This window comes from Bradyrhizobium lablabi (assembly GCF_018131005.1).
In the GTDB taxonomy this organism is placed as follows: domain Bacteria; phylum Pseudomonadota; class Alphaproteobacteria; order Rhizobiales; family Xanthobacteraceae; genus Bradyrhizobium; species Bradyrhizobium lablabi_D.
Genome location: NZ_JAFCJK010000014.1, coordinates 1 through 23,870, shown reverse-complemented (window position 1 = coordinate 23,870; position 23,870 = coordinate 1). Strand labels below are relative to the sequence as shown.

Here is a 23,870-nt window from a genome sequence, read left to right as displayed (position 1 = left end):
AAGCAATCCATCTCTCCGCATGGGCGGTCGGAATTGCTTCGTCGCCTCAGCGCAAAATTGCTTCTGCAATTTTGTCGCGAGCTCCTCGCAACGACGGCCGCCTCCGCGCCTCACCGCTTCTTCGCGGTCTTGCGCTTCTTCGCAGTCTTCCGTTTCTTGGCACCCTTCTTCGGCACCTTCCGTCCCTTGGCCCTTGCCTCGGACAGGCCGATGGCAATGGCCTGCTTGCGGCTCTTCACTTTCTTCTTGGAGCGTCCGCTTCGCAACGTCCCGGCCTTGCGCTTCTTCATCGCGCGTTCAACGTCGGCCGAGGCCTTTCTCGAATATTTTCGTGCCATGATCTCTCTCCCGGTGAGGGAATGTAATCCTCACCGGTGGCGAAAGTTCCGCGTTGCCGTCATCGTCCGGATCGAGGACTTGCCATCAGTCGGCCGCCCGCAGGCGATAGCCGATGCCTGTCTCTGTCAGCACGAATTGCGGACGCTCCGGATCGGATTCGATCTTCTGGCGAAGCTGGCGCACATAGACGCGCAGATACTGCGCGTCCGTGAGCTCATCCCACAATTCCTTCAGCAGGAATCGGTGCGTCAGCACCTTGCCGGCATGCTGCACGAGCACGCGCAGCAGATCGTACTCCTTTGGAGACAATTTGATCTCCCTGTCGCCGACCTTGACGATCCGGCGCACCAGATCGACCGAGAGGTCGCCTGCGCGGAATACCGGCCGTTCACCCTGCACCTGCAGCTGGTGCCGGAGCGCGGCGCGCAGCCGCGCCAGCAGTTCGTCCATACCGAAAGGCTTGGTGAGATAGTCGTCAGCGCCGAGATCGAGTGCCTCAACCTTGCCGGCCTCGTCGCCGCGGCTCGACAGCACGACGATCGGAACGCTCTCGTTGCGGCCGCGGATCATGCGCAGGAGATCGTGGCCCTGGATATCGGGCAATCCCAGATCGAGGATGATCAAGGCCGGCGCTTCCGCGAGCATCTCCAGCGCTATCTTGCCGCTGGAGGCCTCGAGGATGTCATAGCCTTGCGTGCTCAACCCCATGCGGAGCAATTTGCGGATCGGCGGTTCGTCGTCGATGACAAGGACCTTAATGGGTGTCGCGTTCATGCAGCAGTATCCAACGCATTGGAGTCAACCGGGATGGGCAGCCGGATGATGATGACGGCTCCGCTCCGATCGGCGCGGTTCGCCGCAGAAATCGTGCCGCGCATCGCCTCGACGAAGCCGCGGGAGATCGCCAGACCAAGCCCGGTGCCGGGGCGGACATGGTCGCCCTTTTCGGCGCGGTAGAACTTATCGAAGACGCTCTCCAGCTCGGCGGCAGGAATGCCGTTACCTTCGTCCATGATCTGCAGCACGAACGTGTCGCGATCGCGGATGCCGCGGATCGAGATCGTGGTGTCGGATGGCGCGTATTTCGCGGCGTTGTCCAGCAAGTTGAACAGCACCTGCTCGAACAGCACGGCGTCGAGCTCCAACATCGGCAGGTCAGCCGCAAGTTCCAGCGTCACCTTGTGGCGAACGAGGATCTTGGCGGCGCGCCGCAACGCACTGCCGACGATCTCGCCAACATCATGCCGCGCGGTATTCGGCACGATCGCGCCGGATTCCAGTTTGGTCATATCGAGCAGGTTGGCGATGAAGCGGTTCAGCCGCTCGGACTCGTCGATCACGGTTGCCAGCAGGTCGTGCTTCTGCGCGTCGGAGAGATCAGACCCGAGGTCGCGCAAGGTCGAGGCAGCGCCGAGCACGGAGGCGAGCGGCGTCTTGAGGTCGTGCGAAATCGAGGTGAGCAGCGCGCCACGCAGGCGATCCGACTCGACCGTGCGCTTGACGCGGTCCATGTCCTCGACCAACAGCACGCGTTCGATCGCGAGCGCGCCCTGGTCGACCAGCGCATCCAGGAGCCGGCGCTGGTCGGGCGTCAGCAGCGGCCCGGTCCGGTCGTCGTCGATGCCGATCACCCCGATCGGGCCACGGCCGGTGCGCATCGGCAGGAACAATCGTTTGGCGCCCGGCAGGGTATCGGAGCCGCGGCCCGCCGGGCGGTCATTCCCCCAGGCCCAGTTCGCCGCCGCGAGGTCGGCCTGGTCGAGCTCGTCCTCCGGCGGGTAGCCCGCCTTGACGGTCAGCACGCCATCTTCCGGCAGCAGCAGCACCACGCGCACCTTCAGCATCAGCGCGGTCTGATAAGCGGTCGCCCACAGCACGTCGTCGAGCGTGGCGGTGCCCGCGAGCTTGCGGCTGAAGGCATAAAGCGACTCGGTGGTGCGCACCCGCACGATCGCGGTGTCCGCCTGCGTGCGCACGCGCGCCGCGACGTTGGAGACAAGCAGCGCGATCAGCATGAAGAAGAAGAACGCCGCGATGTTGGTCGGGTCGGTGATGGTGAATGTGTAGACCGGCGGCAGGAAGAAGAAATTGTAGCACAGCGAGGCGGCGACGCTTGCGAGCAGCGACGGCCACAGCCCGTACCGCACCGCGGTCCCGACGACCGCGGTGAGGAACATCAGGTCGACGTTCTCGACGCCGAAGACAGGACGGATCAGCACAGCCGCGCCGAGTCCGATCGCGGTCAATAGCAGCGACATCAAATAGGGCCGCGGATTGAATGGCTCCGGCCGCCGGGCCGTCTGCACCGGCGCCTTGCCCACCGGCTGCTCGTCACCGGCGATCACGTTGACGCTGATATTGCCGGCGCGGCGTACCAGTTCATGCACGACCGAGCCGCGCGTCAGCTCGAACCAGCGCGAGCGCGTCGATTTGCCGATGATGATCTGCGTGACGTTGTTGGCCTGGGCGAAGTTGATGATGTCGTCAGCGATGCGGCGCCCGACGCCGGGAATGGTCAGCGCCTCACCGCCGAGCGCCTCGGCAAGCCGCATCGTGTCGGCGAGGCGGTCGCGCTGCTCGTCCGAGAGTTGCAGGCTGCGGCGGGTTTCGATGCTGATGGCGGTCCACGGTGCATGCAGCCGGTCGGACAGGCGCTTGGTGTAGCGAACGAGGCCGGCCGCGCGCGGATCTTCACTCAGACATACCAGGATGCGCTCGCCGGCCGCCCAGGGACCGGCGATCGCGTTGGCCTGCATATGGGTAAGCAGCTGCTCGTCCACCCGCTCGGCGGTGCGCCGCAGCGCGAGCTCGCGCAGCGCCGTCAGATTGCCCGGCGAGAAATAATGCTCCAGCGCCCGTTCGGCTTGCTTGGAGACGTAGACCTTGCCCTCCTTCAGCCGCTGGATCAGGTCGTCTGGCGTGAGGTCAATCAGCTCGATGGCGTCGGCGCGATCGATCACCGAGTCCGGCACGGTCTCGCGGACCCGCACATGGGTGATCTGCGCGACCACATCGTTCAGGCTTTCGATATGCTGGATATTGATCGCGGTGTAGACGTCGATGCCTTGCGACAGCAGCTCCTCGACATCGAGATAACGCTTGGGATGCCGGCTGCCCGGCGCATTGGTATGGGCAAGCTCGTCCACCAGTGCGAGCTGCGGACGCCTCACGATCAGGGCGTCGAGGTCCATCTCCTCAAGCGTCTGGTCGCGGTAGATCAGCCGTTTCCGCGGGATCACCTCGAGGCCTTTCAGAAGTGCCTCGGTCTCCGCCCGCCCGTGGGTTTCGACGATGCCGACCACGACGTCGACGCCCGCCTTGAGGCGGGCGTGCGCGCTTTGCAGCATTTCGTAGGTCTTGCCGACGCCGGGAGCGGCGCCGATGAAGATCTTCAGCCGCCCCGAACGATCGGTCTCGCGACGCGCGGCCTCGAGCAGCGCATCTGGTGAAGGTCGTTTCTCAAGGTCGCGGCGCTGATTGGCCATAAGGCAATATAGTCATCCCGGCAGGTGCAGCCTACTCCCCTAATTCGCGCTCGCCCCATCCAGCGCCAGGTTGAGCGCAAGAACGTTAACGCGCGGCTCGCCCAGGATGCCGGCGAACCGGCCCTGCGTATTCCGCGTCACGAGCTGGCGAACCGCGTCCTCGGACATGTTCCGTGCCTTGGCGACTCGCGGTACCTGGAAGAGCGCGGCGTCAGGAGAGATGTCCGGATCGAGCCCGCTGCCGGAGGTCGTGACGAGATCGATCGGCACCGACGCCGACGGGTTCTCGGTCTTCAGCTTCTCGACATCCTCCTTGATCCGGTCGTTCAGCGCCTTGCTGGTCGGACCGAGATTGGAGCCGCCGGAATTGGCCGCGTTATAGGGCGACGATACCGTCTTGCTCGAGTCGTTCGGATCGGGCGCGAGCGTCGCGGACGGCCGGCCATGGAAGTATTTATCCTCCTTGAACTCCTGCCCGATCAGGGCGGAGCCGACCACCTTGCCGTCCTTCTCGATCAGGCTACCCTTCGCCTGGTTCGGGAAGATGACGCCGGCGATCCCCGTGATGGCGAGCGGATAGGCGAGGCCCGTGATCGCGGTCAGCACGACCAGGACGATGATGGCGGGACGAATTTCGCGAAGCATGATGTATCTCCTAAGACTATTTCGTCATTGCGAGCGAAGCGAAGCAATCCATGAGTGTCGCGGGAGAGATGGATTGCTTCGTCGCTTCGCTCCTCGCAATGACCGTTGTGCTATGCCAGGCCCATGGCGGCGACGACGAGGTCGATCGCCTTGATGCTGATGAAGGGAATGATGATGCCGCCGACGCCGTAGATCATCAGGTTGCGACGGAGCAGCGCACCGGCACCGACCGCGCGGTACTTGACGCCCTTCAGCGCCAAGGGGATCAGCGCGATGATGATCAGCGCGTTGAAGATAATCGCCGACAGGATCGCGCTCTGCGGGCTCGCCAGGTGCATGATATTAAGCACCCCGAGTTGCGGATAGAACGCGAGGAACATCGCTGGGATGATCGCGAAGTACTTGGCGACGTCGTTGGCAATCGAGAACGTCGTCAATGCGCCGCGGGTCATCAACAGCTGCTTGCCGATCTCGACCACCTCGATCAGCTTGGTCGGGTTGGAGTCGAGGTCGACCATGTTGCCGGCTTCGCGCGCGGCCTGCGTGCCGGTGTTCATGGCGACGCCGACGTCCGCCTGCGCCAGCGCGGGCGCGTCGTTGGTGCCATCGCCGCACATCGCGACCAGCTTGCCCTTGGACTGCTCGTCGCGGATCAGCTTGAGCTTGTCCTCAGGCGTTGCCTGCGCGAGGAAGTCGTCGACGCCGGCCTCAGCCGCGATCGCTGCCGCCGTCATCGGGTTGTCGCCTGTGATCATCACCGTGCGGATGCCCATGCGACGCAGTTCCGCAAAGCGCTCGCGGATGCCACCCTTGACGATGTCCTTGAGGTGCACGACGCCGAGCAACTTGCCGTCCTTGGCTACCGCAAGCGGCGTGCCGCCGGCCTTGGAGATCTCGTCGGCGATGGTCTGTATCTCGCGCGCCTCGGCGCTGACCGCCGAGTGCAGCGAGCGGACGGTGTTGCCCGAGGCGATGGCACGCTGCCCGCCGCCGTCGACATAGTTCAGGATCGCGTCCACCGCGCCCTTGCGGACAGAGGACGAGCCGGTATCGATGCCGCTCATGCGGGTCTGCGCGGTGAAGGGAACGAAGGTCGCAGCGAGTTCCTTCATGTCGCGACCGCGAATGCCGTACTTCTCCTTGGCCAGAACCACGATCGAACGTCCCTCCGGGGTCTCGTCAGCGAGCGACGCCAGCTGTGCCGCGTCGGCCAGTTCCTGTTCGGTGACGCCGCGGACGGGGCGGAACTCCGTCGCCTGGCGGTTGCCGAGCGTGATGGTGCCGGTCTTGTCGAGCAGCAGCGTATCGACGTCACCGGCCGCTTCCACCGCGCGGCCGGACATCGCGAGCACGTTGAAGCGCACCAGGCGGTCCATGCCGGCGATGCCGATCGCCGACAACAGCGCGCCGATCGTGGTCGGGATCAGCGTCACGAACAGCGCCACCAGCACCACGACAGAGATCGAGCCACCGGCATAGGCTGCGTAGCTCGGGATCGTCACGGTCGCGAACACGAAAATGATGGTCAGTCCTGCGAGCAGGATGTTCAGCGCGATCTCGTTCGGCGTCTTCTGCCGCTCGGCGCCCTCGACCAGCCTGATCATGCGATCGATGAAGGTCGAGCCCTGCGCGGCGGTGATGCGGACGCGGATCCAGTCGGACAGCACCTGCGTGCCGCCGGTCACCGCCGAACGGTCGCCACCGGATTCGCGGATCACGGGCGCGGATTCGCCGGTAATGGCCGCTTCGTTGACCGAGGCGACGCCTTCGATCACCTCGCCATCGGACGGAATGTTGTCGCCCGCTTCGACCAGCACGATATCGCCGACCTTGAGCGCGGTGCCGGGCACCATGCGATAGGTCTTGTCCGTGCCGGTGAGCAGCTTGGCCTGGCTCTCGGTGCGGGTCTTCTTCAGCGATTCCGCCTGCGCCTTGCCGCGGCCCTCGGCAACGGCTTCAGCGAAATTGGCGAACAGCACCGTGAACCAGAGCCACAAGATGATCTGGAACGTGAAGCCGAGGCTGCCGCTGCCGTTGATAAGGTCGCGCACGAAGATCACCGTGGTCAGCGCCGCCACGATCTCGACCACGAACATGACCGGGTTCTTCACCATCAGTCGCGGATCGAGCTTGACGAAGGCCGAGGAGATCGCCGGCCCCAGGATCTTCGGGTCGAGCATGGTCGACGCTGTCACCTGCTTCTGCAGTTTCATGGTTTCCATGGATGTCACTCCAGTCAAGTTCGATCAGAACAGGGTGTTAACGTTCATCGCGAGGTGCTCGACGATCGGCCCAAGCGCCAGCGCCGGGAAGAAGGTGAGGCCACCGATGATCAGGATCACGCCGACCACGAGACCGACGAACAGGCCCCCGGTGGTCGGGAACGTGCCGGCCGACGGCGGAATCGACTTCTTCCCCGCGAGCGAGCCTGCGATCGCCATCGCCGGCACGATCATGAAGAAACGGCCGACGAACATCGAAGAGGCGAGCGTCAGATTGTAGAAGAAGGTGTTGCCGGTAAGCCCTGCGAACGCCGAGCCGTTGTTGCCGGTCGCCGAGGTAAAGGCATAGAGCACCTCGGTGAAGCCATGCGGGCCGGAATTGGCCATCGACGCGACCGCGGACGGCAGCACCACCGCGACCGCGGTCCAGCCGAGATACATCAGCGGCAGCACCAGGATCGCGAGCATCGCCATCTTGACCTCGCGCGCCTCGATCTTCTTGCCGACATATTCCGGCGTGCGGCCGACCATCAGGCCGGCAACGAAGATCGCCAGCACGACGAACAGCAGCATGCCGTAGAGCCCGGCACCGACGCCGCCGACAATGACTTCGCCAAGCTGCATGTTGATCAACGGGATCATGCCACCGAGCGCCGTGAAGCTGTCGTGCATGGCATTGACCGCGCCGCAGGAAGCGGCGGTGGTGACGACGGCGAACAACGAAGATGCAACGATGCCGAAGCGGACCTCCTTGCCCTCCATGTTGCCGCCAGTCAGACCGAACGCCTCCAGGGTCGAGGTGCCGTTGGCTTCGGCCCAGTAGGTGACGGTGACGCCCGCGATGAACAGCACGCCCATCACGGCGAGGATGGCCCAGCCCTGACGCTCATTGCCGACCATGCGGCCGAACACGTTCGTCATTGCCGCCCCGATCGCGAAGATCGAAATCATCTGCACGAGATTCGACAACGCGGTGGGGTTCTCGAAGGGATGCGCGGCGTTGGCATTGAAGAAGCCGCCGCCATTGGTGCCGAGCATCTTGATCGCAACCTGCGAGGCCACCGGCCCGAGCGCGATGGTCTGCTTGCCGCCCTCCAGCGTGGTCGCATCGACATAGGCGCCGAGCGTCTGCGGCATGCCCTGCGACACCAGGAACAGCGCATACACCACGCAGATCGGCAGCAGCACGTAGAGCGTGCTGCGCGTGACGTCGACCCAGAAATTGCCGATGGTGCGCACCGAGGAACGCGCAAAGCCGCGGATCAGCGCCACCGCCAGCGCGATGCCGGTCGCGGCCGACAGGAAGTTCTGGTGGGTCAATCCAAGCATCTGGACGAGGTAGGACAGCGTGCTTTCGCCGCCGTAATTCTGCCAGTTGGTGTTGGTGATGAAGGAGATCGCGGTATTGAAAGACAGATCCTCGGCGACCGCGGATTGTCCGGCCGGATTGAACGGCAGCAGCGCCTGCAGCCGCATCAAGCCGTAAATGATGAAGAAGCCACCGACATGGAAGAGCAGCATGGCGACCGTATAGGTCAGCCAGTGCTGCTCGCGCCGCTCGTCGACGCCGCCGATCCAGTAGATGCCGCGCTCGATCGGGCGCAGCACGGGGGAGAGGAAGGTGCGCTCGCCGCTGAACACGCGGGTCATGTACCAGCCGAGCGGTTTGACCAGCGCGACCACGATCGCGCAGAAAAGAAGAATCTGAATCCAGCCGATGACGGTCATTGCGTCAAACCTTTCGAATGGGTGCAAAGCGCAGCAGCGACATCAGCATGCCGAGCAGCAGGACACTCAGCACCGCGTCCGCGATAAGTATCTTGCAGAGGTCGAGCATCGCGGGCCTAGAAGCGCTCGGGCCGCAGCAATGCGTAAGTCAGGTAGAACAGCAGGCCGAGCGAGACGAGACCGGCGAGTGAATAGTCGAAGATCATCGCCGCCTCCTCAAAGCCGTTCGCAAGCGTAGGCGTATCCGATCCCGGCCGCGAAGAAGCCGATCGCCAGCGTCGCCATCAGAATGTCCAGCATGAGAAACTCCTATGCGTGGTGGCCGCGGAAAAGCGGTAGGCGGTCCCGCGGCGGATTGTGGTGAAGTGCCACCCGGGGCATAGGTTTTCGAGATGGGCCAAATAAGTACGTTATAGGAATCCTATAAGAGTCTCTCCGATGTCATCCCGGCGAAAGGCCGGGTTTCACATCACGGACGCATCATGGACACTCACAGACACCTGTCATCTCGCACGGCGAGGCATCGGCTTGCTTTCACAACCAAAGGCGGGTGGGCATGGTCGTCCGGCACTAGCCTTTATGGGATCCCTATATCTCCGCCCCCTGCCTCATCTCGTTTTCAAATGGCGGCCCGATCATCTTGGACGCGTGGCCAACGTGCTTGGCCGCAAATCGATACGAGATGACGTCATGTCGCTGCTTTCAGAGGACCGCACGGCCGAACTCAGTGACCGGATTCGCGACGCCTATGCGCTCACGGCCGAGTTCATGGCCGACATCATTCGCCAGACCTGCCGGCGCTTTCCCTCGCTCGGGCAAGGTGGCAAGACCGCCCGTGTCGAGCGCCTGATCCATTCGGGCGCCTGGACCGATGCCGCGCTGGCCCTGATCGACCTGGAGCTTCCCCAATGGCAGGTCCGTCGCCTCGTCTATGACGATGGCGAATGGTACTGCGCATTATCGCGCGACCGTCTCCTGCCTGACTGGCTCGACGAATCGATCGAAACCCGTCACGCGGACCTTGCGCTCGCGATCCTCAGTGCCTTTGTCGAAGCGCAGCGAATGAGCGCGCCGGCGAGCCGCCCCAGCGTACCGCCGGTCCGCCGAAGCGCCAGTTCGCTCTGCGAACCGTTGTGCAGCGATAATTTCAGCTGATGGGCACGAAAGACCTGCCGCAGGGCATGCAGTCGGCAAAGGTACTGATTCGATTCGGACTGCGGCTTGCCGTCATGGCCAGTTTCGCCGCTTTCGCCAGCATCGGCTTCGGTCGCAGCCTTGTCGCGCTATTGTGGATGTCAGCGCTGCTCTGCGCAGTGGTTGCCGCCGCCAGGCGCGAACCGCCATTCGCAACCTACCTCAATCACTGGGACGAGATGACCGCGTATGTCGCGCTATGCGCCCTCGCGACCGGGATCGTCCACAATTTCTGAAACCGACCCTGCAATCCTATGCCGCTCCTATGAAGTCGGCGGTCGCTTCCGCTCGATTTCATACTCGTTACGGACGACATTGAGCTGGTAACTTGAACTTGAAGGACTGACCAACGTGAAACTCGTCGAACCTCCCTCGTGTAGCACACCGTCTTCTATCGTCTTTATCGGTAAGAACCGCTGCGGCCAGTGGGTCGCCCAGGAAAAGAACGGCCTCTTCGGCGGCCTCTTTGTCAACCGCGCCCAAGCCGTCAAATACGCGCTGTTCGAAAACGGCCAACACCCCGAAACGATCGTCGAGCTGTCGCGCGAAATCGAGCTTGACATGTGCGGCAATGCCTCCTTCGCCGCGCGCAAGGCGCACTTCCCCGCGAGCCACGTCGCGTAGATCCGATGGCACACGTTGCTGATCCAGCAACCTGGCTGGCGGGATACATTCCCGATATGCCAACGCCGTTCGACCGGCATGGCGACATCGATCTCGCCGCATTCACTCGAATCTGCGAACGCCAGATCGCCGCGGGCGTCACCGCCATCATCGTCGGCGAGACCGCGGGTGAAACGTCGACGCTGACACCGTCCGAGCGCGAGGCCCTGGTGCGGACTGCCGTCCGCGTCGCGCGCGGTCGCGCACGCGTGATCGCGGGTGCAGGATCCAATGCGACGGATCGTGCCATCACGTTCACGCAAGCAGCGGAGGCGGCGGGCGCGGATGCCGCCATCTCGGTCGTGCCCTACTACAACAACCCGATGCCGGCGGGCATGGTGGCGCATTTCCGCGCAATCGCACGATCCACCGGGCTCCCGATCATCCTGCACGACATTCCGTCGCGGTCAGTGCGGAGCCTGCCCGACGACTCGGTCGCCGAACTCGCGAGCTCGGAGTCGTTCGTCGGACTGCGTGACTCCACGGGAGCCATCGGGCGCGTGTCACGTCTGCGGTCTCGCCTGCCCTCTTCTTTCAGCTTGCTGTCGGGCGACGACACGACGTTGCTCGCCTATCTCGCCGCCGGCGGCCATGGCTGCGTCTCGACCTTGTCGAACGTCGCACCCGACCTTTGCATCGCCATCCACGCTTGCTTCAAGCAAGGACGATTGCAGGCGGCTCGGGATCTGCACCAGCGGCTGACGCCGATGGCGGCCCTGCTCGAGCGCGAGCATCCCGCGGCTCTCAAATTCGCACTGTCCCTGCTCGGCTTCATCGATCCGGCGACGCGGCTGCCGATCGCACCTCTGGACGCTCCTGCCAAGACCGAGCTCGCGCGTGTGATCGCCGACCTTGCCGACGAATACCTCGCTAGTGCCGATGATGCTTGGCCCGCCAGGCCGGTCCGCGACCGCGCATGTAGTGCGCCTCGGGCCGATAGGCTCTGACCGGCTCGTTGCCGAGCCGGCCAAGCCATTTGAGTAACGAACTTGCGGCGACCCGGAGCAGAACGGTGATGTCAATCGATGAACGCGGGCTCACGTCAGTAGTCCCATTTCTCGCCGAGCACGACAGGCTGGCGCGGATATCTGCTGGCGTCCTGACCGAGAAGACCGGCGTGGACCTCGCGCTCCCAGTCCTCCTGGCCGCGGTGCAGCAACAACTCGCTGCGCAGCCGTTGAACCTTCGCGGCAGCGATGGCGCGGTGCATCACCCTGAAGGCAGCGCCGAGCTTGCGAATAATCCGCGGCAGGCAAAGACGGCTGGAGCGTGCCGACCCGCGCGGCCGAACGTCGTGTTGAAAGAGCAAGGCCATGTTCGCTCGTCCCAATGGTGGCGCAACGACGCGCCACTTCAGGGAAGATGCGGAGATCGAAGTAGGAATTCGAGAGGGTTAGCCGTCACCCCGCATAGAAAAGGCATAAGGACCGATCGGATTCGTATGAGCGTCCGCAGCTGCCTTGCCTCAGACCATCTCGGTCGTCGCCCGCTCTCGGAACATGCTGCGCGCCGATCGCGTTGACGACCAGCCATCGGGTACCAGCCTTTGCAGGAAGCATCGCCGCGGGTCGGACGCGACGCCGGAAAGTGGAGGGGGGAGACAATGAATATCCCATCACCAGCCGCCGCCACCTCTGAACCCTTATCCGACGCCGTCGTCGCGGCCGGCGTCTACGTCGATGGGCGACGTGTCGCCAACATCACCATTGACGAAGCAGCAAGCTGGCGCCGCAAGCCCGGTCACGTGGTGTGGATCGGCCTGCATGAGCCTGACATGACTTTGCTCGGCCGCGTGCAGCGCCAGTTCGAGCTGCATGATCTCGCGATCGAGGACGCCGGCCACGCACATCAGCGGCCGAAGATCGAGCAGTATGGCGATGCGCTGTTCATCGTGGCGCGCACCGCGCAGCTCAATGGCGACAGCATTGCATTTGGCGAGACGCATCTGTTCGTCGGCGAGGGATACATCGTGTCGGTCCGGCACGGTGCGTCGACGTCGTATGCGCCGGTCCGCGAACGCTGCGAGAGTTGCCCTCGCGCGCTTGCCCGCGGCGAGGACTACGTCCTCTATGCCATCCTCGACTTCATCGTCGACAACTACGCGCCAGTGCTCGAGACGATCCAGGAGGAGGTCGAAGCGATGGAGCAGCAGGTGCTGGCGAGCGCCATGACGCGGCAGCAAATCGAGCGGCTGTATATGCTGCGCCGCGACCTGCTGCGGCTACGAAACGCAGTCGGTCCGCTTGTGGAGGTTTGCCGCCGCCTCGAGCATGTCAATTTGCCGATGGTGCGTCCCGCCATCCGTCCACTCTTCCGCGACGTCACCGACCACGTCCGCACGGTCCAGGAACAGATCGACTCGCTTCGCGAGGTCCTGGCATTCGCATTTGAAGCGAGCCTTCTGGTCGGACAGTTCCAGGAGACAGCGATCTCCAAGAAGCTCGCATCATGGCTTGCGATCGTGGCCGTTCCCACCGCGATTGCCGGGATCTACGGCATGAACTTCAAGAACATGCCGGAGTTGCAATGGGAATATGGCTACTTCGCCGTGATCGGCATGATCCTCACCATCTGCGCGACATTGTTCTGGCGATTCCGCCGCGTCGGCTGGCTGTAGTGCGCACAAGTAGAGCCCGGCGCTTGTCCTTGCCGATTACTCCGCCGCCGAACGGAACTCGGCCTTCTCGGCGCGCACGGCGCAGAACTTGAATTCCGGGATCTTGCCGAACGGATCGAGCGCCGGATTGGTCAGGAGGTTCGCGGCCGCCTCGGCATAGCAGAACGGCATGAACACCATGTTCTCCGGCACGTCGCGGTCGGAGCGCACCTTGACCTCGACGGCGCCGCGGCGTGTCTCGAGGCGGATGAAATCGCCCGGCCAGAGGTTCTTCTTCCGCATGTCCTTTGGCGACATGAAGGCGACCGCTTCCGGCTCAATCTGGTCGAGTACGTTGGAGCGGCGTGTCATCGAGCCGGTGTGCCAGTGCTCCAGCACGCGCCCCGTGGAGAGCACCATCGGATATTCAGTGTCCGGCAGTTCATCCGGCGGGATGACCTTGGCCGGCACGATCTTGCCGCGACCGCTCTCGGTCGGGAAACCGGTGGTGAAAATGATCTCGTTGCCGGGCTTGTCGGGACCGTCGACCGGATAGGTGACGGCGCCCTCGCGCACCAGGCGCTCCCAGGTGATGTTCTTCAACGATGGCATCAGTTGTGCCATCTCCGTGAAGACATCGGCCGGCCCCGAATAATTCCACGGCAGGCCCATGCGCTTGCCGATCTCCTGGATGATCCAAAGATCCTGCCTGGCGTCACCCGGCGGCCGGATCACCTCGCGCGCCAATTGCACGCGGCGGTCCGTGTTGGTGAAGGAGCCGGACTTTTCCGCAAAGGCCGAGGCCGGCAGGATCACGTCGGCGTGGAACGCCGTCTCGGTAACGAAGAGGTCCTGCACCACGAGATGGTCGAGCATGGCGAGCGCCTCGCGCGCATGCTGGAGATCGGGATCTGACATCGCGGGGTTCTCGCCCTCGATATACATGCCCTTGATCTCACCGGCGTGGATCGCATTCATGATCTCGACCACGGTCAACCCGCGCACGGGATCGAGCTCCTGGCCCCACAGCTTCTCGAAATTGCCTCGCATGTCGGCGCGGCCGACCGGCTGATAGTCGGGGAAGAACATCGGAATCAGGCCGGCGTCGGATGCGCCCTGCACGTTGTTCTGGCCGCGCAGCGGATGCAGGCCGGTGCCGGGACGGCCGACCTGGCCGGTGATCAGCGCGAGCGCGATCAAGCAGCGGGCATTGTCGGTACCGTGAACATGCTGGCTGATGCCCATTCCCCAGAAAATGATCGAGGACTTTGCGCGCGCATACATTCGCGCCACTTCGCGCAGGGTCTCGGCCGGAATACCGCAGATCGGCGCCATTTTCTCCGGCGTAAACTCCTTGATCTTCTCCTTCAACTCGTCGAAGCCTTCGGTGTAACCGGCGATGTATTGTTCGTCGGTCAGGCCCTCGGTGATGATCGTATTGATCATCGCGTTCAGCATCGCGACGTCACTTCCGGGCTTGAACGCCAGATGCTTGGTGGCATGACGCGACAGCGTCTGCTTGCGTGGGTCCATCACGATCAGCTTGGCGCCGCGCTTGGCCGCGTTCTTGATGAAGGTGGCGGCGACGGGATGATTGACGGTCGGGTTGGCGCCGATGACCCAGATGACTTCGGCATCCTCGGCCGCGGAAAATGGCGCCGACACCGCACCCGAGCTCAGCCCTTCGAACAGCGCCGCCACCGACGAGGCGTGGCACAGCCGCGTGCAGTGATCGACATTGTTGGAGCCGAAGCCGGTGCGCACCAGCTTCTGGAACAGATAGGCCTCCTCGTTGGAGCCCTTGGCCGAGCCGAAGCCGGCGAGTGCCTTCACGCCCTTCTCGTCGCGTATCTTCACGAGCCCGCGGGCCGCAATATCCAGCGCCTCTTCCCACGTCGCTTCACGGAAATGCGTGTAGGGATTGGCCGGATCGACCTGGTCGTTGGCGTCCTTCTTCACGTTGGGCAGCCGGACCAGCGGCTTGGTCAGGCGATTGGGATGATGGATATAGTCGAAGCCGAAGCGGCCCTTGACGCAGAGGCGGTTGTGGTTGGCCGGGCCGTCGCGCCCTTCCGCGTAGATCACCTTCTCGTCCTTGACCTGATAGGTGACCTGGCAGCCGACGCCGCAATACGGACAGAGCGAATCCACCTTCCTGTCGGGATAGGTGACGCGGGTCTGCTTGTCGTCAAGCATAACCGCCGGCATCAGCGCGCCGGTCGGGCAGGCCTGCACGCACTCGCCGCAGGCGACGCAGGTGGACTCGCCCATCGGATCATCGAAGTCGAACACGATCTTGGCGCCGTGATTGCGATACGCCATGCCGATGACGTCGTTGACCTGGACCTCCCGGCACGCCCGCACGCACAGACCACACTGGATGCAGGCGTCGAGGTTGACGCGCATTGCCGGATGGCTGGCGTCGGTCGTCCAGCGCTCTCCCGCCGGGAAGCGGCTCTCGGTGACGCCGGTTTTCTCCGCCCAGTGCCAGAATTTCGAGTCGGGATCGTGCGAGGTCTCGCGCGCCGGCTGGTCGGCGACCAGAAGCTCCATCACCATCTTCTGCGCCGCGAGCGCTCGCGCGCTCTCGGTCTTGACCTTCATGCCGACGCTCGGCGTGCGCTTGCAGGACGCCGCCAGCACCCGCTCGCCTTCGATCTCGACCATGCAGGCGCGGCAATTGCCGTCGGGCCTGTAGTCCGGCGCCGGCGAATAGCAGAGATGTGGGATCTCGTGACCCTGGCGCTTCGCAACCTGCCAGATGGTCTCTCCGGGACTGGCTTCAACCTGCTTGCCGTCGAGTTCGAACGTGATCTTGGTCATTCAGCAGCTTCCTTGAACTCGTCGGGGAAGTATTTAATGACTGATGTCAGCGGATTCGAGGCGGCCTGCCCGAGGCCGCAGATCGATGCATCGCGCATCGCCTGGCTCAGTTCGTCGAGCAGCGCGCGATCCCAGACCGGCCGTTCCATCAGTTGCGCCGCCTTCTGCGTGCCGGCGCGGCACGGTGTGCACTGGCCGCAGCTCTCGTCCTCGAAGAAGCGCATCAGGTTCAATGCGGCGCCCTTCACGCTGTCCTGTTGCGACAGGATTACGATCGCGGCCGAGCCGATGAAGCAGCCGTATTTCTCCAGCGTACCGAAATCGAGCGGGATGTTATCCATCGTGGCCGGCAGGATGCCACCGGACGCGCCGCCGGGCAGATAGGCATGGAAGGTGTGGCCCTCGGCCATGCCGCCGCAATATTCGTCGACCAGTTCGCGCACGGTGATGCCGGCAGGCGCGAGCTTCATGCCAGGATTCTTCACCCGTCCGGACACCGAGAAGCTGCGCAGGCCGTGCCGCTCATTGCGGCCGTGGCTCTTCCACCAGTCGGCGCCCTTCTCCACGATGTCGCGCACCCACCACAGCGTCTCGATATTGTTGATCAGCGTCGGCAGGCCGAACAGGCCGACCTGGAACGGATAGGGCGGCTTGTGCCGCGGCAGTCCGCGCTTTCCCTCGATGCTCTCGAGCAGGGAGGACTCCTCGCCGCAGATGTAGGCGCCGGCGCCGCGGCGCATGTGCAGCCTCGGGCCATCGGCAGGAAGCTTGGCGATCTCGCGCGCAAGGATCTCGCGCGCGGCCGGATATTCGTCGCGGATATAGATGTAGACGTCGGATGCTTCGACGACATGCGCGCCGATCAGCATGCCCTCGATGAAACGATGCGGATCGGTTTCGAGATAGACGCGGTCCTTGAACGTGCCCGGCTCGCCTTCGTCGCCATTGATCGCCATCAGCCGCGGACCGGGCTCGCCCAGCACCGCGCGCCATTTGCGCCCCGTCGGGAAGCCGGCGCCGCCGAGTCCGCGCAGGCTCGCGTCATCCAGCGCCTTCAGGAGATCCTCTTTTGCCAGTTCGCCCGAACGCAGGCGATTGAGCAGCCTGTAGCCGCCATCGGCAACATAGGCGGCGTAATCGGCATATTTGGGCAAATGGGCGTGGGTATCGCCTGCCTTGACAGCCGCGAGCACTTGCTCGACGGCGGCGTGATCGATGAAATTGTGGCCGACCTCAGCCGCAGGCGCCGTGTCGCAACGACCGACGCAGGGCGCGCGCACCACGCGGATGCCGGGGCCGGCGGTGCTCTGCAGCGCATGCATCAACTCTTGCCCGCCAAGCATCGCGCAAGTGAGAGAGTCGCAGACGCGAATGGTGAGTGGCGCGACGTCGGGCTCACCTTCCTTCACCACATCGAAATGCGCGTAGAAGGTCGCGGTCTCGAACACCTCGGCGAACGCCAGCTTCATCTCGTCGGCAAGGGCTGCGAGATGCGCCGCCGAGATCTGGTGATATTTGTCCTGGATCAGGTGCAGATATTCGATCAGCATGTCGCGCTGCCGCGGCCGGACGCCGAGCAACTGCTCGATCTCGTGGGCAGCGGTCGGATCGACTTGGCGGCCTTTGGGGGTCGCCTTGGCCCGCTTCCGCCCCGCGCCGGGATGCTCGAAGCTGCGGACCTGCTGCACGTCATGCGTCGTCATGAGGGGCGTCTCATTCTTGCTGCCATATCAGCACTCTAGCGACTGGCATGCCAGATGCCAACTCAATTTTGAAGGGTTCCAAAAAGCGATGGGGGCATGCAGCCATGGCTGTCACGCCCCCGATTTCAACGCTGTCTGGTACGCTTGGTTCTCAAGTCTTGCTCATGCAGTCCTGGATGTAGAACCAGCGGTCGTCGCCGATTAGCCCCTTGGATTTCACCTCGGCACGGCACCCCTTCAGCTTGGGCTTGTTGGCGCTCCACTGGGTCTTCATCTCCTTCAGCTTCTGCATGGTCAGCTTCATCCTCGACGGCTTGGCGTCGGTTGACGCGGGTGCGGGCGCGCCCGGCGCAGCAGTCTGGGCCGATGCCGTATGCAGCGTGCCGGCGAGAAGCAGTATTGCGGCGAGACAAATTCCGTTACGGAGCATGGAAAAATTCCCTAATCACTGAATTATCAAACGAAGTAACGAGCGCGCGCGGGACCAAAAACCTCCCGCGCGCGCCGAGATGCGTCAGAAGATCTTCGCCGCGCTAAGCAGCGTCATGTACACGCCCCAGGCCAGCGGAACGCCGACGAACAACCAAAACAGCGCGGCCTTGCCGTCCAGGCTGCCCTTGCCGATTCCGAACGATCCGGTCGGCCCAGCACCGGCGGTCGCCGTTGCCTCCTGCAGCTTCGCCACTTCGGCATCGCTCATATGCCATTTCGGATCGACCGGCTTGATCAAGTAGTTGCAGATGAAGCCGGCAACCAGCATGCCGCACAGAATGTACATCGTCGTGTTGTAAAGCTGGTCGCGCGGCACGCCAGCAGCGAGTTGGAACTCACGAAGATAGTTCACCACCACGGGGCCAATGATGCCGGCGGTCGACCATGCGGTGAGCAGCCGTCCATGGATGGCGCCGACGAACTGGGTCCCGAACATGTCGGCGAGATAGGCGGGAACGGTAGCGAAGCCGCCGCCATACATCGACAGGATGATGCCGAAGCCGAGCACGAAGAGGAGCTTCGAGCCCATCGCAGCGAAGGTCGGCGCCAGCGCGTACAGCACGATGCCAAGCACGAAGAACGTGTAGTAGGTGTTCTTGCGGCCGATCTTGTCCGACAGCGACGCCCAGAAGAAGCGGCCGCCGATGTTGAACAGCGACAGCAGTCCGGCAAAGCCGGCGGCGATCGCCGCGATCTGCGCCTTCTGCGTGGCATCGAGCGCGTTGAACCCGACATTGGGCAGGCCGATCAGCTTGCCGGCGAAGATCTCCTGCAACATCGGCGAGGCCATGCCGATCACGCCAATGCCGGCCGACACGTTCAAGCAGAGCACCCACCAGATCAGCCAGAATTGCGGAGTCTTGTGCGCATTGTCGAGATGGACGTTCTTGCTCGAGATCATCGCATTGGATTTCGCCGGCGGCGTCCAGCCCTCGGGCTGCCACCCGCTCGGCGGAACGCGATAACGGAAGGCGCCGATCATCATGAACACGAAATAGATGGCGCCCATGGTGAGGAAGGTCTCCCAGACGCCGACCGATGTCGGCGTCTTGAAGAAGGTCATCAGCTTGTCTGCCAACGGCGCGCCGATCATCGCGCCGCCGCCAAAGCCCATGATCGCCATGCCGGTCGCCATGCCGCGGCGGTCAGGAAACCATTTCACCAACGTGGACACCGGCGAGATATAGCCGAGGCCAAGACCGACGCCGCCGATCACGCCGGAGCCGAGCCACATCAGCCAGAGTTGATGCGTGATGATACCGATCGCGCCGAGCACGAGACCGCCGCACCAGCAAAGCGCGGCGACGAAGCCTGCCTTACGCGGCCCGACCTTCTCGAGCCAGCCACCCCAGACCGCCGCGGAGACGCCGAGCACGACGAAGAACAGGGTGTACATCCACCCCAGGCTCGCGACCTTCCAGTCGCACGTGGTGGTGAATAGCTCCTGGACCAGCGAAATGTCGGGACACGCCTTCGGCGCGGTCAATCCGATCGCGCGCGAGAGCGGCAGCCAGAATACGGAGAAACCATAGGCCATGCCGATGCAAAGGTGGATGCATAGCGCGGCGGGCGGCACCAGCCAGCGGTTGAAGCCCGCAGCGGCGATTGTCCGTTCCTTGTCGAGGAAACCTGCGCCTGCCGCCGATACGCTTCCGGCGCTACTCATCGTCGTCATTGAAAACCCTCCCCTGCAACCGCCATTGCCTTCAGCGAGTCTGCTGTCCTGATCCCGTCCAACCCCTATGCGGAGCAACTGTCACGTTGCCGTTCCGCACAATTCCTTGCATGCGCCGGGACCACCATGCGCAATCTGGAATTTAACCCCCGACGCGACCGGATATGCCGCAACCGCGCAGAGCGATTCGGAAAGTGCGCTTGCCCTTAAGCCACCCCCCGCGCGCCTTTATCGATCAGGCACCACTCCACCTCCGCGACCTGGCGGAGCATAGTAATTGGCGCAAGGCGAAACCGGTGTCGATAGGCAAATGGTAGGAATCAACCGCTACGAGCCAACGCGCGGCGACGCATCATTTGATTTATCTATCGACCCATTTACCTTTTCGATCAGAAACACGATGCGGACATCGTTGCGTTCCGTGATCTCAACTTTGTCACCGGTCTCCCGAATGAGATTCGGGATATCGATCACCGACAACGGATCGCTGCAATGTACTTCCAGGAAATCTCCCGGCGTTACGCTCTTGAGCGCCTTGCGCGTCTTCAATGCCGGCAACGGGCATTTCAATCCGGTGAGATCGAGCTTTGTTGTGGTCATGGTCCGAACATGGCGAAGCAGCCTCGCATCGTCAACGAAAGACACCGTCTTCACATCAGGCTTGCATAGGACAGGAAGCCGACAGACTGGCCGGGTTCGACCAGCGTCACCTGTTCGCTCAGCTCGACCAACCCGTCGGTATCGACCAGCGACGACAATAAGCCAGCGCCTTCGCGCGGGAATTTGACCGCCTCGAGCGCACCGTCATGACCCTTGCGCAGGTTGACGCGGACATATTCGCGGCGGGCGATCTTCTTCTTGTAGGCGAAGGCTGCGCGCACCGGCATCGGAACCAGCGGCTCTTGCCGCGCGCCCATCAGCGCCAGCACGGTCGGGCGGACCACATGGACGAAGGTGACGAAGCTTGCCACCGGATTTCCCGGCAGGCCGATGAACGGCGTGCCGTTGATGACACCCATTGCGACCGGGCGCCCCGGCTTGATCGCCATCCGCCACAGCACGAGCTTGCCGACCGCTTCGACGCCGGCTTTGACGTGATCCTCCTCACCGGTCGAGACGCCACCCGTGGTGAGGATCAGATCATGTGCGCCCGCGACACTCCGCAGCGCCGATGCAAGCGCGGCGCGCTCGTCGCGCAGGATCCCAAGATCGCTGACATCGCAACCGAGCCGACGCAGCATCGCCATCAGCATGAAGCGGTTGGAGTCGAATAGTTGCGGCGAGGCGCGGTGCCCGCCCGGCGACACGAGTTCGTCGCCGGTGGAAAACACGGCAACGCGGAGCCGCCTGACGACGGCAAGCTCGGTCAGGCCGAACGCCGCTGCGAGCGCGACATCCTGCGGCCGCAAGCGCTGACCGGCTTTTAGCGCCACGTGCCCGAGCGGAACGTCCTCGCCCGCCGGCCGCACATTGGCGCCGGGCTTCAGTCCTGCCGGCAGCACGACCTTGCCGTCCTCGAGGCTTACGTCCTCCTGCATGAACACGGTGTCGGCGCCTTCGGGCATCGGCGCGCCCGTGAAGATGCGCATCGCCTCGCCGCCCCTGATCGCCGTCTGCGCCGATGCGCCGGCCTGCACGCGGCCGGACAATGGAAATGCCCGCGCGTCCGTTTTCGGAATATCGCTGCTTGCAACCGCATAGCCATCCACCGCGGAATTGGTGAAGGGCGGCAGCGGCAACGGCGCAGCGACATCACCGGCAAGAATGCGGCCATCGGCAGCGGCCAGCGCAATGGTTTCAACATCGGCGATCCGGGCGACGCGGTCGGCGATCACGCGCACCGCCTCGTCCACCGACATCATCGGTCCGCCAAAGGCAAAGCAATCGTCGGACAGTTGCGCCATCTCGCCTCGTCAGTTCTCGGCAGAAGCGGTTGCCAGCACGTCGTCGACCGGTATCGCGGACCGCAGCATCAGTGCGGCGACCTCTTCGATATCATCGAGATGGACCACAGGCAGCGCGGTTTCAACCGCGACGTCGCTTGCGATCCCGACCACCCGCGGATCATTGGGAAACAGCAGCGGCTTGCCATTGGCAGCGCGATGTACCTCGATCTTGTTGAGCGGCTCGCGTTTGAAGCCTTCGACCACGACAAGATCGACCGGCGCCATCTTGGCCAGCAGTTCCGGCAATCGCGGTTCGTTTGCACCACGGAGTTCGTGCATCAATGCCCAGCGCCGCGTCGAGGACACCAGCACCTCGGTCGCGCCCGACTGCCGGTGCACCCAGGAATCCTTGCCCGGCACGTCGACATCGAATTCGTGATGGGCGTGCTTGATTACGGAGACGCGCAAGCCCCGGCCGAGGAGATCCGGGATCACCCGCGAGAGCAAGGTGGTCTTGCCGGCACCGCTCCATCCCGCGAGGCCAATCACTTTCATTCTATCCGTTCTCCGCACTGGAACCCGCTCCACCATCATTGCGAACCACCGGGTCGCGAACGCGCGCCCGCTGACAGGCTCCACGAAGCAGCCCAACTGTCCCATAGACCATTATGCATTGCTTGGCCGCTTTGCTCCTCGCACTGGCGAGAAGCTTAAACCCTTGTTTCACTTGGCTACCAACATGCTTATATCGGCTGGCGGCCCCTGTCATGCTAGCCTGACCAACATGATGAAGATCGAGAAAGCGCCCGTCCCCCTGATCGTCCCCAACCCGGACGACCCGCGTCTGACCGAGCGCGTGCAGGGCACCGACCAGACCGGCACCGCCGTCGAGATCAAGGTGCCGGTCGAGCGGCCACTGACGCTCTACCTCAATGCGCAGGAGATCGTCACCATGATGACGATCGGCGACTATCCGGAGTATCTGGCGCTTGGCTATCTCTTGAACCAGAACATGCTGAAATATGACGACGTTGTCACCGAGGTCGAATATCACGACGACCTGCAGGTGGTGGTCGTGCGCACCGAGCACCACACCAATTTCGAGCAGAAGCTGAAGAGGCGGACGCAGACGTCAGGCTGCGCGCAAGGCACCGCCTTCGGCGATTTGCTTGAAGCGGTCGAAAGCGTCGCCTTGCCGAAGGCCGAGCTGCGCACCTCGTGGCTCTATCAGATGACCCACGCGATCAACACCATGCCCTCGCTCTACCTCGAAGCCGGGGCGATCCATGGCTGCGTGCTGTGCAAGGAGGGCACGCCGGTCTGCTACACCGAGGATGTCGGCCGGCACAACGCGGTCGACAAGATCGCGGGCTGGCTCTACCGCCACGGCGTCGATCCCGCCGACAAGGTCCTCTACACCACGGGTCGGCTCACCTCGGAGATGGTGATCAAGACGGTGCGGATGGGGATTCCGATTCTCGTTTCACGCTCCGGCTTCACCGCCTGGGGCGTCGAGCTGGCGCGGCAGGTCGGGCTGACCCTCGTCGGCCGCACGCGCGGAAAGCGCTTCATCGCGTTGTCGGGACAAGAGCGTATCGTGTTCGACCAAAGCCTCGACTATGTCGAGGAAGAATCGGCCCGCCACAAGCGCAAGGGTGAAGCGCGTGACGATTGAACCGGCGCCAAGAGGCGCGCCAGAGATCCCCGGCGTCCTCCTGGCGGGCGGCCTCGCACGGCGCATGGGCGGCGGCGACAAGCCGATGCGCATGATAGCCGGCCACACTATTCTGGAGCGGGTGATCAGGCGGCTGAAGCCGCAGTGCGACGGGCTCATTCTCAACGCCAATGGCGATCCGGCGCGCTTCGCCGCATTCGGACTTCCCGTGATCGCAGATGGCGTTGCCGATTTCCCGGGGCCGCTGGCCGGCATTCTCGCCGCGCTCGACTGGGTCGCCGCGAACCGGCCAGGCGTGACGCTGGTCTTGAGCGCTGCCGCCGACTGCCCGTTTCTGCCGCGCGACCTGGTTGCGCGGCTTTATGAGGCGCTCGCCGCACAGGACGCCCAGCTTGCGGTCGCCGCCTCCGATGGACAGTCGCACCCGGTGATTGGACTATGGAGCGTCGCACTGCGAGACGAGTTGCGTCACGCGCTCGTCGTCGAAGACGTGAGAAAGATCGACCGCTGGACTGCCCGCTACAAGCTCGCCACCGTGACGTGGCCAGCCACGCCGCTCGATCCTTTCTTCAATGCCAACACCGTGGACGACATCGCCGAAGCCGAACGGCTTGCGGCGCTGGATGAGGCACGTGACTAGAGCTCTATCGTAATGGATCAAGCTCCTGCCTTTGACCTGCGGAGCCATTCGTCGAGGCCGATGCGGCCGAGGCGCGCTTCACCCAGCGGCACCAGCGATTTCTC

Annotated in this window: 22 protein-coding genes; 7 read left to right on the top strand and 15 right to left on the bottom strand. The window is 63.7% G+C overall.

The genetic code is table 11. The features are described 5' to 3' along the window. Nucleotides 1-110 precede the first annotated feature (110 nt). From JQ553_RS30755 to JQ553_RS30725, 7 genes are all read right to left on the bottom strand, one after another. Nucleotides 111-338, bottom strand: a complete 228-nt coding sequence (locus JQ553_RS30755) for a DUF6496 domain-containing protein (RefSeq protein WP_212503817.1) — start codon at nt 336-338, stop codon at nt 111-113. 85 nt (nt 339-423) lie between these two features. Next, entirely contained in the window at nt 424-1,113 is a 690-nt protein-coding gene (locus JQ553_RS30750; RefSeq protein ID WP_212503816.1) for a response regulator, read from the bottom strand. Beyond that, nucleotides 1,110-3,824: a sensor histidine kinase KdpD gene (locus tag JQ553_RS30745; protein WP_212503815.1), complete on the bottom strand. Its 2,715-nt coding sequence runs from the start codon at nt 3,822-3,824 to the stop codon at nt 1,110-1,112. Before JQ553_RS30745 ends, JQ553_RS30750 begins: the two co-directional genes overlap by 4 nt. 39 nt (nt 3,825-3,863) lie before the next feature. Then, nucleotides 3,864-4,469 (bottom strand): K(+)-transporting ATPase subunit C, encoded by a 606-nt coding sequence (locus JQ553_RS30740; RefSeq protein WP_212503814.1) that lies wholly within the window; start codon nt 4,467-4,469, stop codon nt 3,864-3,866. 110 nt (nt 4,470-4,579) lie between these two features. Beyond that, nucleotides 4,580-6,691 (bottom strand): potassium-transporting ATPase subunit KdpB, encoded by a 2,112-nt coding sequence (gene kdpB / locus JQ553_RS30735; protein ID WP_212503813.1) that lies wholly within the window; start codon nt 6,689-6,691, stop codon nt 4,580-4,582. Between the two features lie 24 nt (nt 6,692-6,715). Beyond that, nucleotides 6,716-8,419 carry a potassium-transporting ATPase subunit KdpA gene (gene kdpA, locus JQ553_RS30730; RefSeq protein WP_212503812.1) on the bottom strand — a complete coding sequence of 568 codons (1,704 nt, stop codon included), beginning with the start codon at nt 8,417-8,419 and terminating at the stop codon, nt 6,716-6,718. Nucleotides 8,420-8,535: 116 nt separating this feature from the next. Next, complete coding sequence (locus JQ553_RS30725; protein ID WP_016846764.1) at nt 8,536-8,625, bottom strand: K(+)-transporting ATPase subunit F; 90 nt, start codon at nt 8,623-8,625, stop codon at nt 8,536-8,538. A 484-nt stretch (nt 8,626-9,109) separates the two neighbouring features. On the opposite strand from JQ553_RS30725, the gene JQ553_RS30720 reads away from it, so the two are divergent. The 4 genes from JQ553_RS30720 (at nt 9,110) to dapA (ending at nt 11,223) form a co-directional block, all read left to right on the top strand. Next, nucleotides 9,110-9,574, top strand: a complete 465-nt coding sequence (locus tag JQ553_RS30720; protein ID WP_212503811.1) for a hypothetical protein — start codon at nt 9,110-9,112, stop codon at nt 9,572-9,574. Beyond that, nucleotides 9,574-9,849 carry a hypothetical protein gene (locus JQ553_RS30715; protein WP_212503810.1) on the top strand — a complete coding sequence of 92 codons (276 nt, stop codon included), beginning with the start codon at nt 9,574-9,576 and terminating at the stop codon, nt 9,847-9,849. Before JQ553_RS30720 ends, JQ553_RS30715 begins: the two co-directional genes overlap by 1 nt. Nucleotides 9,850-9,964: 115 nt before the next feature. Continuing rightward, on the top strand, nt 9,965-10,237 hold the full coding sequence (locus tag JQ553_RS30710) for a hypothetical protein (protein ID WP_212503809.1): 273 nt from the start codon (nt 9,965-9,967) through the stop codon (nt 10,235-10,237). Nucleotides 10,238-10,242: 5 nt separating this feature from the next. Continuing rightward, nucleotides 10,243-11,223 (top strand): 4-hydroxy-tetrahydrodipicolinate synthase, encoded by a 981-nt coding sequence (gene dapA, locus JQ553_RS30705; protein ID WP_212503808.1) that lies wholly within the window; start codon nt 10,243-10,245, stop codon nt 11,221-11,223. 95 nt (nt 11,224-11,318) lie between these two features. On the opposite strand, the gene JQ553_RS30700 is transcribed toward dapA, so the two are convergent. Then, nucleotides 11,319-11,591, bottom strand: a complete 273-nt coding sequence (locus JQ553_RS30700) for a hypothetical protein (RefSeq protein ID WP_212503806.1) — start codon at nt 11,589-11,591, stop codon at nt 11,319-11,321. Between the two features lie 288 nt (nt 11,592-11,879). On the opposite strand from JQ553_RS30700, the gene JQ553_RS30695 reads away from it, so the two are divergent. Continuing rightward, nucleotides 11,880-12,893: a magnesium and cobalt transport protein CorA gene (locus JQ553_RS30695; protein ID WP_212503805.1), complete on the top strand. Its 1,014-nt coding sequence runs from the start codon at nt 11,880-11,882 to the stop codon at nt 12,891-12,893. Between the two features lie 36 nt (nt 12,894-12,929). Here the strand turns inward: JQ553_RS30695 and fdhF are convergent, their stop codons facing one another. From fdhF to mobB, 7 genes are all read right to left on the bottom strand, one after another. Then, nucleotides 12,930-15,695 carry a formate dehydrogenase subunit alpha gene (gene fdhF, locus JQ553_RS30690; protein WP_212503804.1) on the bottom strand — a complete coding sequence of 922 codons (2,766 nt, stop codon included), beginning with the start codon at nt 15,693-15,695 and terminating at the stop codon, nt 12,930-12,932. Next, the gene (locus JQ553_RS30685) at nt 15,692-17,398 is read right to left on the bottom strand and encodes an NADH-ubiquinone oxidoreductase-F iron-sulfur binding region domain-containing protein (RefSeq protein WP_212503803.1); all 1,707 of its coding nucleotides are present in this window, start codon (nt 17,396-17,398) and stop codon (nt 15,692-15,694) included. Before JQ553_RS30685 ends, fdhF begins: the two co-directional genes overlap by 4 nt. 151 nt (nt 17,399-17,549) lie before the next feature. Beyond that, a complete protein-coding gene (locus JQ553_RS30680) occupies nt 17,550-17,828 on the bottom strand; it encodes a hypothetical protein (RefSeq protein ID WP_212503802.1) in 279 nt (92 codons plus the stop codon). Nucleotides 17,829-17,912: 84 nt separating this feature from the next. Then, nucleotides 17,913-19,565: an OFA family MFS transporter gene (locus tag JQ553_RS30675; protein WP_212503801.1), complete on the bottom strand. Its 1,653-nt coding sequence runs from the start codon at nt 19,563-19,565 to the stop codon at nt 17,913-17,915. Between the two features lie 327 nt (nt 19,566-19,892). After that, a complete protein-coding gene (locus JQ553_RS30670) occupies nt 19,893-20,165 on the bottom strand; it encodes a sulfurtransferase TusA family protein (RefSeq protein ID WP_212503800.1) in 273 nt (90 codons plus the stop codon). A 50-nt stretch (nt 20,166-20,215) separates the two neighbouring features. After that, nucleotides 20,216-21,469 (bottom strand): gephyrin-like molybdotransferase Glp, encoded by a 1,254-nt coding sequence (gene glp, locus JQ553_RS30665; RefSeq protein WP_212503799.1) that lies wholly within the window; start codon nt 21,467-21,469, stop codon nt 20,216-20,218. A gap of 9 nt (nt 21,470-21,478) precedes the next feature. After that, nucleotides 21,479-22,042, bottom strand: a complete 564-nt coding sequence (mobB, locus tag JQ553_RS30660) for a molybdopterin-guanine dinucleotide biosynthesis protein B (RefSeq protein WP_212503869.1) — start codon at nt 22,040-22,042, stop codon at nt 21,479-21,481. Nucleotides 22,043-22,235: 193 nt separating this feature from the next. Between mobB and JQ553_RS30655 the strand changes: the two genes are divergently transcribed. Beyond that, on the top strand, nt 22,236-23,126 hold the full coding sequence (locus JQ553_RS30655) for a formate dehydrogenase accessory sulfurtransferase FdhD (protein ID WP_212503868.1): 891 nt from the start codon (nt 22,236-22,238) through the stop codon (nt 23,124-23,126). Beyond that, entirely contained in the window at nt 23,107-23,766 is a 660-nt protein-coding gene (mobA, locus tag JQ553_RS30650) for a molybdenum cofactor guanylyltransferase MobA (protein WP_409363103.1), read from the top strand. The genes JQ553_RS30655 and mobA overlap by 20 nt, the downstream gene beginning before the upstream one ends. Nucleotides 23,767-23,870: the final 104 nt, after the last annotated feature.

Excerpts from the sequence above, each read along its gene's own strand:
- JQ553_RS30755 (WP_212503817.1), bottom strand. The coding sequence starts at position 338 with ATGGCACGAAAATATTCGAGAAAGGCCTCGGCCGACGTTGAACGCGCG.
- JQ553_RS30750 (WP_212503816.1), bottom strand. The coding sequence starts at position 1,113 with ATGAACGCGACACCCATTAAGGTCCTTGTCATCGACGACGAACCGCCG.
- JQ553_RS30745 (WP_212503815.1), bottom strand. The coding sequence starts at position 3,824 with ATGGCCAATCAGCGCCGCGACCTTGAGAAACGACCTTCACCAGATGCG.
- JQ553_RS30740 (WP_212503814.1), bottom strand. The coding sequence starts at position 4,469 with ATGCTTCGCGAAATTCGTCCCGCCATCATCGTCCTGGTCGTGCTGACC.
- kdpB (WP_212503813.1), bottom strand. The coding sequence starts at position 6,691 with ATGGAAACCATGAAACTGCAGAAGCAGGTGACAGCGTCGACCATGCTC.
- kdpA (WP_212503812.1), bottom strand. The coding sequence starts at position 8,419 with ATGACCGTCATCGGCTGGATTCAGATTCTTCTTTTCTGCGCGATCGTG.
- JQ553_RS30725 (WP_016846764.1), bottom strand. The coding sequence starts at position 8,625 with ATGATCTTCGACTATTCACTCGCCGGTCTCGTCTCGCTCGGCCTGCTG.
- JQ553_RS30720 (WP_212503811.1), top strand. The coding sequence starts at position 9,110 with ATGTCGCTGCTTTCAGAGGACCGCACGGCCGAACTCAGTGACCGGATT.
- JQ553_RS30715 (WP_212503810.1), top strand. The coding sequence starts at position 9,574 with ATGGGCACGAAAGACCTGCCGCAGGGCATGCAGTCGGCAAAGGTACTG.
- dapA (WP_212503808.1), top strand. The coding sequence starts at position 10,243 with ATGGCACACGTTGCTGATCCAGCAACCTGGCTGGCGGGATACATTCCC.
- JQ553_RS30700 (WP_212503806.1), bottom strand. The coding sequence starts at position 11,591 with ATGGCCTTGCTCTTTCAACACGACGTTCGGCCGCGCGGGTCGGCACGC.
- JQ553_RS30695 (WP_212503805.1), top strand. The coding sequence starts at position 11,880 with ATGAATATCCCATCACCAGCCGCCGCCACCTCTGAACCCTTATCCGAC.
- fdhF (WP_212503804.1), bottom strand. The coding sequence starts at position 15,695 with ATGACCAAGATCACGTTCGAACTCGACGGCAAGCAGGTTGAAGCCAGT.
- JQ553_RS30685 (WP_212503803.1), bottom strand. The coding sequence starts at position 17,398 with ATGACGACGCATGACGTGCAGCAGGTCCGCAGCTTCGAGCATCCCGGC.
- JQ553_RS30680 (WP_212503802.1), bottom strand. The coding sequence starts at position 17,828 with ATGCTCCGTAACGGAATTTGTCTCGCCGCAATACTGCTTCTCGCCGGC.
- JQ553_RS30675 (WP_212503801.1), bottom strand. The coding sequence starts at position 19,565 with ATGACGACGATGAGTAGCGCCGGAAGCGTATCGGCGGCAGGCGCAGGT.
- JQ553_RS30670 (WP_212503800.1), bottom strand. The coding sequence starts at position 20,165 with ATGACCACAACAAAGCTCGATCTCACCGGATTGAAATGCCCGTTGCCG.
- glp (WP_212503799.1), bottom strand. The coding sequence starts at position 21,469 with ATGGCGCAACTGTCCGACGATTGCTTTGCCTTTGGCGGACCGATGATG.
- mobB (WP_212503869.1), bottom strand. The coding sequence starts at position 22,042 with ATGGTGGAGCGGGTTCCAGTGCGGAGAACGGATAGAATGAAAGTGATT.
- JQ553_RS30655 (WP_212503868.1), top strand. The coding sequence starts at position 22,236 with ATGATGAAGATCGAGAAAGCGCCCGTCCCCCTGATCGTCCCCAACCCG.